The 9,983-nt window shown below is 61.4% G+C and carries 9 protein-coding genes; 3 read left to right on the forward strand and 6 right to left on the reverse strand.

Going from position 1 to position 9,983, the window contains the following annotated elements:
* Positions 1–37: 37 nt before the first annotated feature.
* Positions 38–679, reverse strand: a complete 642-nt coding sequence (gene yczE, locus Y707_RS30720; protein WP_035781596.1) for a membrane protein YczE — start codon at positions 677–679, stop codon at positions 38–40.
* A 233-nt stretch (positions 680–912) separates the two neighbouring features.
* Between yczE and Y707_RS0112535 the strand changes: the two genes are divergently transcribed.
* The 3 genes from Y707_RS0112535 to Y707_RS0112545 all read left to right on the forward strand — a co-directional run bounded on the left by Y707_RS0112535 (position 913) and on the right by Y707_RS0112545 (position 2,828).
* Positions 913–1,392 carry an NfeD family protein gene (locus Y707_RS0112535; RefSeq protein ID WP_026535356.1) on the forward strand — a complete coding sequence of 160 codons (480 nt, stop codon included), beginning with the start codon at positions 913–915 and terminating at the stop codon, positions 1,390–1,392.
* A gap of 44 nt (positions 1,393–1,436) precedes the next feature.
* Positions 1,437–2,339 carry an SPFH domain-containing protein gene (locus Y707_RS25645; protein WP_035781599.1) on the forward strand — a complete coding sequence of 301 codons (903 nt, stop codon included), beginning with the start codon at positions 1,437–1,439 and terminating at the stop codon, positions 2,337–2,339.
* Between the two features lie 141 nt (positions 2,340–2,480).
* Entirely contained in the window at positions 2,481–2,828 is a 348-nt protein-coding gene (locus Y707_RS0112545) for an RNA polymerase-binding protein RbpA (protein ID WP_026535357.1), read from the forward strand.
* A gap of 39 nt (positions 2,829–2,867) precedes the next feature.
* Here the strand turns inward: Y707_RS0112545 and Y707_RS0112550 are convergent, their stop codons facing one another.
* The 5 genes from Y707_RS0112550 to tatA form a co-directional block, all read right to left on the reverse strand.
* A complete protein-coding gene (locus Y707_RS0112550; RefSeq protein ID WP_026535358.1) occupies positions 2,868–3,629 on the reverse strand; it encodes a polyprenol monophosphomannose synthase in 762 nt (253 codons plus the stop codon).
* A gap of 432 nt (positions 3,630–4,061) precedes the next feature.
* Positions 4,062–5,738: an amidohydrolase gene (locus Y707_RS0112555; protein WP_026535359.1), complete on the reverse strand. Its 1,677-nt coding sequence runs from the start codon at positions 5,736–5,738 to the stop codon at positions 4,062–4,064.
* Positions 5,739–5,793: 55 nt separating this feature from the next.
* Complete coding sequence (locus tag Y707_RS0112560) at positions 5,794–8,616, reverse strand: DEAD/DEAH box helicase (protein WP_026535360.1); 2,823 nt, start codon at positions 8,614–8,616, stop codon at positions 5,794–5,796.
* Positions 8,617–8,651: 35 nt separating this feature from the next.
* Positions 8,652–9,494 (reverse strand): twin-arginine translocase subunit TatC, encoded by an 843-nt coding sequence (gene tatC / locus Y707_RS0112565; RefSeq protein WP_035781600.1) that lies wholly within the window; start codon positions 9,492–9,494, stop codon positions 8,652–8,654.
* Positions 9,495–9,499: 5 nt separating this feature from the next.
* Positions 9,500–9,787 (reverse strand): Sec-independent protein translocase subunit TatA, encoded by a 288-nt coding sequence (gene tatA / locus Y707_RS0112570; protein ID WP_026535362.1) that lies wholly within the window; start codon positions 9,785–9,787, stop codon positions 9,500–9,502.
* Between the last annotated feature and the right edge of the window lie 196 nt (positions 9,788–9,983).

Consider the following 9,983-nt stretch of genomic DNA (forward strand, 5'->3'; position numbering starts at 1 on the left):
ACACGGCGGCATTCCGTGTGGCGGTCTACGGCAAACTTTAGAGCTGCGAAGCCGGTTTCCTTGAGCGTCGAGGCTTGTTCAGATCCACGAACAGCAGTTTCAACGCCTGCTGGATCAGCGGCCCAATGGTCAATGCGAATATCAGTGTTCCGATGCCCACCACTCCCCCGAGCAGCCAGCCAATAACGACGACGAGAAGTTCGATTGAGGTGCGGACCATCCACACCCGCTGTCCGGTCACCCGGACCAGGCCGGTCATCAACCCGTCGCGCGGACCCGGGCCCATTCCTGCTCCGATGTACAGGGCACTGGCCAAAGCGAGCATCAACAACCCGGCAAGAAACATCAGCGATTGCAGCGCCAGATGCTGCGGTGTTGACAGCACCAGCATCGCCAGGTCGGCGAAGACGCCGACCAGGATGGCGTTGGCCACCGTACCGAAACCCATCCGCTCACGCAGCGGAATCCACAGCAGCAGCACCATGCCGCTGATGACGATGGTGGCCAAACCGAAACTGATACCGACTGTCCGCGACAGACCCTGGGCAAACACGTCCCAGGGAGAAGAGCCGATGTTCGCACGGACCATCAGGGCAATGGCCGAGCCGTACAGGAACAATCCAAGAAAAAGTCTGGAGAGCCTGAGGCCCAGATGCTCGCTGACCAGTAGCGACTGCATGATTCTCGTTTCTGCCCGTAAATGAATTGATCTCATTGGATCACCCGCGCACCCCGGAGGCCAATAAATGAGATCGGGCTCTCGCCATGTGACTTGAATAAGCCACACGACAAGCCGGCTATTCCCGCAATTGGTGGTCCCGATCACCAACATCGGGCATGATGGAGGTATAACAACCTTTGGTGGTTGCCATGGTTCATGTCGCCGCCGGACGAGGGGAAGCGAGGGAAGCCATGCTGGAGTGGATTGTTGAGAACGTCTGGGTTCTGTGGCTGACCCTGTTCCTGGTGCTCGCCGTCGTGGAAATGATCACCCTGGACTTGTTTTTCATCATGCTGTCGCTGGGTGCCCTGGCCGCGCTTGCCACGTCGTTCTTCACTGGATCATTCATTGTTCAGAGCATCGTTTTCTGCGTCGTGGCGCTGGCCATGATGTTCTTCGTCCGGCCGGTTGCCCTGAAGCATCTGCGGAAAGGGCCGCCCGAGCAGCGCTCGAACATCGACCGCCTCATCGGCGAGATGGCGTTGACGCTCGAACCCGTGACGGCGGCTTCCGGAATCGTCAAGATCGGTGGGGATACATGGTCGGCCCGTGCTGCGGCAGGCGCGGAGATACCGGCGGGAAAGAAAGTATCAGTCACCCGGATTGAAGGTGCCACAGCAATCGTTTCGGCCGTCAATGATGCACCTGCCTCAGGAACTTACCCCGCATAACCAACCGTTTGCGGAGACTACGCGGCAACCAACAGAGAGAAAATATGGACGTCGGATCAATAGCCCTGACCGTAGTTTTAATAGCCCTCGCCATCTTCGTGGTGATCGTACTCGTCCGTTCGGTGCGCATCATCCCCCAGGCAAGGGCCGGCGTCGTGGAACGGCTCGGAAAGTATCTCAAGACGCTGAACCCGGGGCTGACGCTGCTCATACCATTCGTGGACCGGTTGCTTCCGCTGCTCGACCTGCGTGAACAAGTGGTCTCCTTCCCGCCGCAGCCGGTGATTACCGAGGACAACCTGGTTGTGTCCATCGACACCGTCGTCTACTTCCAGGTCACCGATGCGCGGGCAGCAACCTATGAGATCGCCAATTACATCCAAGCGGTGGAACAACTGACCACCACGACGCTGCGTAACGTCGTCGGAGGTTTGAACCTCGAAGAGGCGCTGACCTCCCGGGACCAGATCAATGGGCAGCTCCGCGGTGTGCTGGACGAGGCAACCGGCAGGTGGGGAATCCGTGTCTCGCGGGTCGAGCTCAAGGCGATCGATCCGCCAATTTCCATCCAGGATTCGATGGAGAAGCAGATGCGCGCAGAGCGTGACCGGCGCGCCGCCATCCTCACCGCCGAGGGCACCAAGCAGTCCCAGATTCTGACTGCGGAGGGCCAGCGGCAGGCCGCCATCCTGGCCGCTGAAGGCGATGCGAAGGCTGCGATCCTCCGGGCCGATGGTGAGGCACAGGCGATTGCCAAAGTCTTTGACGCCATCCACAAAGGCAACCCGACACAGAAACTGCTTGCCTACCAGTACCTTCAGACACTGCCAAAGCTTGCCGACGGATCCTCGAATAAGTTGTGGATCATTCCCAGTGAGGTCGGCGAGGCCCTTAAGGGCATCGGCAACGTCCTGGGCACCACGGAGCAGGAGACCCCGGCACCGTAACCGTTACCACTGCAAGATGGCCTGGTGTGCCGGCCCGTCTGCGGCGCGTATAGTTTATTGTTTGCCCCCACCGGTGCGGCGGAACAATTCCGCTGCGGCCGGCGTTGCACCCAATGACCCGTTTTTGATGTAGGAGAAATGATGAGCGACCGAAGCTTGCGAGGAATGCGTCTTGGGGCGCAGAGCATGGAAACCGAATCCGGTGTGGAGCCGGCACCGCGGCAGCGCATCGAATACCGTTGCGCCGATGGCGAGTCGGTGTTCGTTACGTTTTCCGCTGAAGCTGAGATTCCTCCCGTCTGGGTTTCCAAGACCGGCAAGGAAGCACTTCTGGTTGACGGCGAGAAGCCGATTAACCCGAACGAGAAGCCAGTCCGTACCCACTGGGACATGTTGCTGGAACGGCGCAGCTCCGAGGAGCTGGAACAGATCCTTCAGGACCGTCTCAATATCCTGCGCGAACGCCGCGGAGAGCGCACTTCCGCATAACTCCGCCGTCCGGATACGACACTGAAAAGGTGGCCTTCATCAAGAAGGCCGCCTTTTTTGCTCCCGGTTGCTCATGATCTTGTGCTTCAGCGTCTGCCACCGGGTTCGAATACCCCACCTCGTCACCCGGACTATTGACTCCATCACGATCTTCCTGCTCATCTTCGAGTCGCCGTGTTCCCGTTCGACGAAGACAATGGGCACTTCCACGATGCGCAATCCCAACTGCGCAACCTTCCACGCGAGATCCACCTGAAAGCAGTAGCCGACGGATTCGACGGAGTCCAGGTCGATTTTCTGCAGAGTCTGGCGCCTGAAAGCCCGGTAGCCTCCGGTGAAATCGCGGATCTCTGCGCCCAGCAGGATTCGCGAGTAGAGACTGCCCAAGCGCGAGAGTAATTTACGGTGCAGCGGCCAACTGACGACCTCGCCCCCGGAGACCCAGCGCGAGCCCATGGCCAAATCCGCTCCCTCTGCAACGGCATCGAGCAGCAGGTGCATCTGCTCCGGCTGGTGTGAGCCATCGGCGTCCATTTCCACCAGGATGTCGTAGCCGGCATCAAGTCCCCAATGGAACCCGGCGATATAAGCGGCGCCAAGGCCCTCTTTACGCTTGCGGTGGAGAACGTGTACCTGTCCATCCTTTGCTGCGGCGAAGTCGGCGAAGCCGCCGGTTCCGTCCGGACTGTTGTCATCGACGATCAGCACATCGGAGTCCGGCACGTTGGACCGCAGGCGGCTCAAGGTATTGGGCAGAGACTCAATTTCGTTGTACGTCGGGATGATGGTGACGACGCGCACTCATGGCCTTTCTTCAGTCGGAAGATAACCGCTCTGCCGCGGCTGCAAAACCGCCAGGAACCGACTCAGGCGACGGCGCACAGCACCACCAAGTATAGGCGAGACATTAAATGGGTAGGTTCACGCGCCTTCGGACCATTGCCCCGCCGCCCTTAGGGCGGAAAGGCACTGTTTTCTACTGACGTGTGAACCTACCCGTTAGAAAAACCGCAGCCTGTAGCCGTGGCCAGGAGCTTTCCTCGACGGGAAAGCAGAACCTGTTGGAATACGAGCCTACGTGTTGTGGAGGACGTGTCAACGCGGCTCTGACCTGCGGCGTTGTCTTTAACTGCAGGTCAGAACGGGGTCCCTACGGCGGGGAATTTTCGGATTCTTTTGCATAATCCTTCCTTCAGCCGCCGTGTCGTTGCACCAAGAGCAAATGATAAAAAGTCAGGAAGCGAATTCCTCAACCTTGTACAGCGCGTGGCCATCCCGGACAGTCTGCAAGCAGCGCGGCTCCTGACCGTTATCGAGGGCGGGCAGCAACGGTGTTCCAGCACGGGGGTCGGTGCTCCAGGACTGCACCCGCGCATCGGGGGTCTGGACCATTAACCCCTCAACTTCCCAGACCGCGAAAGTCGCAGGTGCCCCGGGGGCCAACTGGCCAGAGAGCGGATCCTCGTCCCGTACAGCCCTCCATCCGGCCCTGGTGTGGGCAAGGAACGCCGCACGGGCAGATATCCTCTCCTTGGGATTTGAGTGCTCCAGGCAGGCCCTCACAGCCGCCCACGGGTCCAGGGCGGTGACCGGCGCATCCGTTCCCAGCGCCAGCGGAACTCCTGCCGCCAGCATTGATGCAAAAGGATTCATGGCCCGGGCACGTTCTGCACCCAACCGCAGATCATACAGATTGTCAGTCCCCCACAGCGCGTCGAAAGCCGGCTGCACGCTTCCTGTCACGGCGAAGTGCGATAGCTGCTTGATGGCCTCGGGTGTCAGCATTTCCACGTGCTCGAACCGGTGCCGCGCCGACCTCAGCCGGTCCAGTCCCACCCTCTCGGCAGCCTTGTGCAGCCCCTCGATGGCAATGTCCATGGCGGCATCACCAATGATGTGGAAGCCGCCCTGGATGCCGAGTTCAGCCGTAACCGCCAAGTGAACCGCCACCAAGTCGGCGTCAAGGTACAGCGACCCGCGCTGGCCCGGCTCGTCCGCGTAGTCCTCGCGCAGCAAGGCGGTATGCGAACCGATGGACCCATCAATATTGAGATCCCCTGCCAGCCCCAGCACCGGGACTCCGACGTCGTTAAGGATCCTCCTGGCATCCTCAACATCAACAGCAGCTTCGCCCCAATAGGGCAGCACCTTCGGATACCGCAAAGCCCCGCCGTTGGCCTCGGCCTCACCGTCGTGGGCGAGCAACAACTGCAGATCCTCCGGTGAACCGACATGCGGAGCGCTCATTTCGGTCAGGGCGACATAGCCCCGGCTCGCCGCCCTGGACAGCGCGCACCGCTGGAAATGTTCCCGCTCTCCATTCCGGAAGGTCCTGGAGGCCTCGCGCGCCATGAACAGCGCGTGCCGGACGACCAGTCCATTCCCGTACCAGCCATCGAATTCCGCCAGGGACAGAGCAGCCGCCAACGTTCCTGAGACCACAGCTGAATGAACATCGATCCGGGACAGGTACACAATGCGCGAACCCGATGCCCGGTCCAGCTCGTCACCTGTCGGAGCACGTCCCTCGGGCCAATGGCTCTCATCCCAGCCATGGCCGAGGATCATTCCGCTGCCCGACCGTGCGGCCTCAGCGACTGCATCCAGCAGTTCGGCCAGCGATGCCATCCCGGCAAGATCCAGCGTCTGGTCCGCTATCCCTGTTTCGGTGATGTGAATATGGGAATCGACAAAACCGGGAGTAATCAGGGCGCCGTCAAGGTCGACGACGTCCATGGTGCTGTCCGCAATGGACGTCGCCGCTTGCTCCGACCCGACCCAGGCGACCGTTCCGCCGTCGACCAGCATTGCTGTGGCAAAAGGGTCGGCGGGACTGTAGACGGATCCGTTGCGGTACAGCGTCACGCGGCGTGCGGAGGATGCCGGCGGTGTGCTGGCGGCTAAAGGCATGGGAATGAAACCTAACTCGGGATAAAGCTGAATATTTCTATCGGGCAGCAGCGTCTCACGCCGCAACGGCAGAGTACGCAACGACTCCTCTGCGGACGAGTCCGATGGCCTCGATGCACCGCCCGCGGAGACCCGGCGGCAGCGGTTCGGCCTTGGCCAGCTGGTCCAGCAGGTCGATAACCTGCTTCGCCCATCGGACAAAGTCGCCGGCAGCCAGTTCGGTTCCCGACAACGCCAGCTGCAGGTGCTTGCCGCGGGCCCATTTATACATTGGCCAGACCAGGCCCAGCTCCGGTTCGCCGGTCACGGGAAGTTTGTGCGCCTCTTCCACATCTGTCAGTTCCGACCACTGGCGAACAACAATGTCGACGCCGGTCTCCAGCGACACGCTCGGCATCCTGGGTCGAACGCCCTGCTCTTCACGCTTGGCCTGATAGACGAGGACGGTGATGAAAGCGGCCAGTTCAGCAGCATCAAGATCGTCAAAGGCGCCCTCGGAAATGCTGAGCGATATCAGCAGGTCCTTTTCGCCATAGATCCGTCGAAGCCGCTGGCCCTCCTCGCTGAGGACGAGGTCCTCTCCCGCCGGATGGACATAGTGATACTGGGCCAGCACCTCGCTCACCCGGTCGAAAGTCTTTGCGATGGTGTTGGTCCTGCCCTGAATCTGCCGGATCAGGCCGTCCGTGTCGCGGCGCAGCTTCCACCAGCGCTCAGCCCATCTTGCGTGGTCCTCGCGTTCGTTGCAGCCGTGGCAGGGATGCGCCCGAAGCTTGGCCCGCAGCCCGGCGATCTTCTTCTCCTGCGCCGCCGTACCGCTGAATTCGAATTCGTCGCTCCGCTCCTGCCGCGGCGGGCGGGACTCGCGCAGGGCATTGCGCATGGAGGAAGCCAAATCGCGCCGGTCCTTCGGCACACGGGCATTGAAGGACTTTGGTATCTTGATCCGCGATACCGCCTCCAACGGACCATTAAGGTCCTGCGCACCGACCCTGCGCAGGTGCTTCTCGGATGTCAGGATGGTCGGCCGCGGCTCGCGGCTGCCGTGATCGGGCGAGAGCACCACGGCGTAGCCGGGATTACGGCCGGCCGGGATATCAATCACGTCGCCCGGACGCAGCCGCTCCAGCGAATCCGTAGCAGCGGATTTCCGCTGGCGCGATTTTGTCTTCGACGCCTGGTTCTCAAGGTCCGACAGCTCACGCCGCAGCCCCGAGTACTCCGTGAAATCCCCCAGGTGGCACTGCATGGATTTCTCGTAGCCCGCCAGGGATTCCTCCCGGCTGCGGACCTGCTTGGCGATCCCCACCACTGAACGGTCCGCTTGGAACTGGGCGAATGAGGACTCGAGGATTTCCCGCGCCCTGGTCCGCCCGAACTGCGCAATCAGGTTGATGCTCATGTTGTACGTGGGCCGGAAACTCGAGTTGAGCGGATAGGTCCGCCTCGACGCCAGCCCGGCCACCGCCGTCGGATCCGTCCCCGGCTGCCACAGGACGACGGCATGCCCTTCGACGTCGATACCCCTGCGCCCTGCGCGCCCGGTGAGCTGGGTGTATTCACCGGCCGTGATGTTGACATGCGCTTCGCCGTTGAATTTGTCCAGCTTTTCCAGGACAACGGAACGGGCCGGCATATTGACGCCGAGGGCCAGCGTTTCGGTCGCGAAGACCGCCTTCACCAGTCCGTCCGCGAACAGTTTCTCGACCACTTCCTTGAAGGTGGGCAGCATGCCCGCGTGGTGTGCCGCGAGGCCCCGGGCCAGGCCTTCCCGCCAGGTGCGGAATCCAAGGACCTCCAGATCGTCTTCGGGAATGTCCTGGCTGGCCTCATCCACCCGCTGCAGGATCTCCCGCCGTTCCGGTTCCTCGGTAAGCCACAGCCCCGAATCGACGCACTGCTGGACGGCGGCATCGCAGCCCGCGCGGGAAAAGATGAAGGTAATGGCGGGCAGCAGCCCGTCCCGGTCCAGCCGTTTGATCACTTGCGGCCGGGAGGCCCGGCGGGTGCGGGTTTGCAGTGGGCGGCGTTCCTGCTCGATGCGCCGGTTCCGGCCACGGCCACGCTGGGCGTAGCCCCGGCCGCGATGCGTGACTCTGGTCTCGGCATTGGCCAGCGAGAGCAGTTCGGGGTTGACCTCGTATTCCTTCAGCGCCGCCCCGGCCTCCAGCTCGGGGGCCATTTCGTCGAAAGATACATCCGCCGCGAAAAGGTCCAGGATGTCATTTCCAACCATCACGTGCTGCCAGAGCGGCACCGGACGGTGTTCTGTCACGACGACTGCCGTATCACCACGGACGGTGTCCAGCCATGCGCCGAACTCCTCAGCGTTGGACACCGTTGCGCTGAGCGAAATGAGCTGCACCTCGGCCGGCAGATGGATGATGACTTCCTCCCAGACGGCTCCGCGGAAGCGGTCGGCAAGATAGTGCACTTCATCCATCACCACGTACGCCAGATCCGTCAGTGTGGATGAGCCGGCGTAGAGCATGTTCCGGAGCACCTCGGTGGTCATGACGACGACGTCGGCTTCCGAGTTGATATTGGTGTCCCCGGTCAGCAGCCCCACCCGGCTGGTGCCGTACACCTCGACCAGCTCGGAGTACTTCTGGTTGCTCAGGGCTTTTATGGGCGTGGTGTAGAAGGCCTTCAGCCCCCGTTCGAGGGCCATGTAGATGGCGAATTCGCCGACGACGGTTTTGCCTGCGCCGGTGGGGGCCGCAACCAGTACTCCACGTTCCGCTTCCAGCGCGCGGCAAGCGTCTATTTGGAACGGGTCCAGCTCGAATGCGAGGGTGTTGCGGAATTGGTGCAGCCGGGTCTTAGACTCAGCCTGCCTGAGTGCTGCGGCGCGGTACCGCTCCGATGGCGAAGACATATGCCCCAGCCTAGCGCGAGGGGCCCCAAGCACGCTTACAGGTTCTTCAGGTCGTCCGGTGATGTGGCGACGTCGGCCATCGACTCAGTCTCGGCCATGCGTTTGGCGGCCTTCCGGCGTCGGCGTTTGTCATTGAGCAGACAGAGACCTGTGGCGAGGAAAAAGAAGAAGAGCAGCGGTACCACGAGGTAGAACATGCTCATGATGTCGGGTCCGGGGGCGGCCATGGCCCCGAGAACGCAGATCAGCAGAATAGTAATGCGCCAGGACTTGAGGATCTGGCGGCCGCTCAGCACACCGATCAGGTTCAGGCCGAACAGGACCACCGGCAGCAGGAACGCAATGCCGAACGCCAGCAGCAGCCGCATGACGAACGTCAGGTATAACTGGGCCGTGATGACGTTGGAGCCGCTTTCGGGCGTAAAGCTCAGCAGGGCACGTACGGCATTGGGCAACACCAGCCAGGCCAGGAACACGCCGCCCACAAACAGGGGCACCGACACGGCCATGAACGAGAGCGCAATCCTGCGTTCCTTCTCTTTCAGGCCAGGGGTGATGAAGGCCCACATCTGATAAAGCCAGACGGGACTTGAGACGAGCAGGCCGAGAAACAACGACGTCTGGACCATCAGGTCGAAGGAGGAAGCGACGCCGTCGAAATTAATGCTGGCGAAGCGGTCTTCCGCTTCGGCGACGTTCATGATCGGCTCTATTAATTGGCCGAAGAGCGGGTTATAGAGGAGGAATCCGGCGACCGACCCCAGGACGAGGGCGATGGCGCTCTTGATCAGCCGGTTGCGGAATTCCCGCAGATGGTCCCGGAGAGCCATCCGGCCTTCTGGATTGGCCTTATGTCCGCGGCCTATTGCCAGTGCCATGATCCTTATGAACTACGGTCAGAGGGCGGTTCTGTTGTGCCAGCCGTACCGTTGTCGCGGCGATCCGACCGGTGCGGGTTCTTGGTGTGATTGACGACCCGGCCCTCAACAGGTTCTGAATCCGTATCAGACTCCGGATCATCATCCTTCATCTGCTTAACCTCGGACTTGAAAATCCGAAGGGACTGACCAATGCTGCGTGCCATCCCGGGAAGCTTGGGCGCGCCGAAAAGGAGCAGCGCCACAATGATAATGATGATGATGGGCCACGGGCTGTCGAAGAGCTTTCCCACGGGAAACATCCTTTCGTTTCAATACATCGTACGTCATTGGCTAACGCAGATCGCGCAGTGCCTGAGGCTGTCCACGCTGGTGTTTCCGCTCCATTCGGCGCTGGCGCCTGAGCTCCTGCCGCTGAAGTTTTGATGCCTTATATTGCACCTTCATTTGCCGTGGCGCAAGGAAGATTCCGGAACCCGGCGGGTGGCT

The sequence above is a fragment of the Arthrobacter sp. H14 genome (assembly GCF_000520495.1).
Classification (GTDB): Bacteria; Actinomycetota; Actinomycetes; order Actinomycetales; family Micrococcaceae; genus Arthrobacter_C.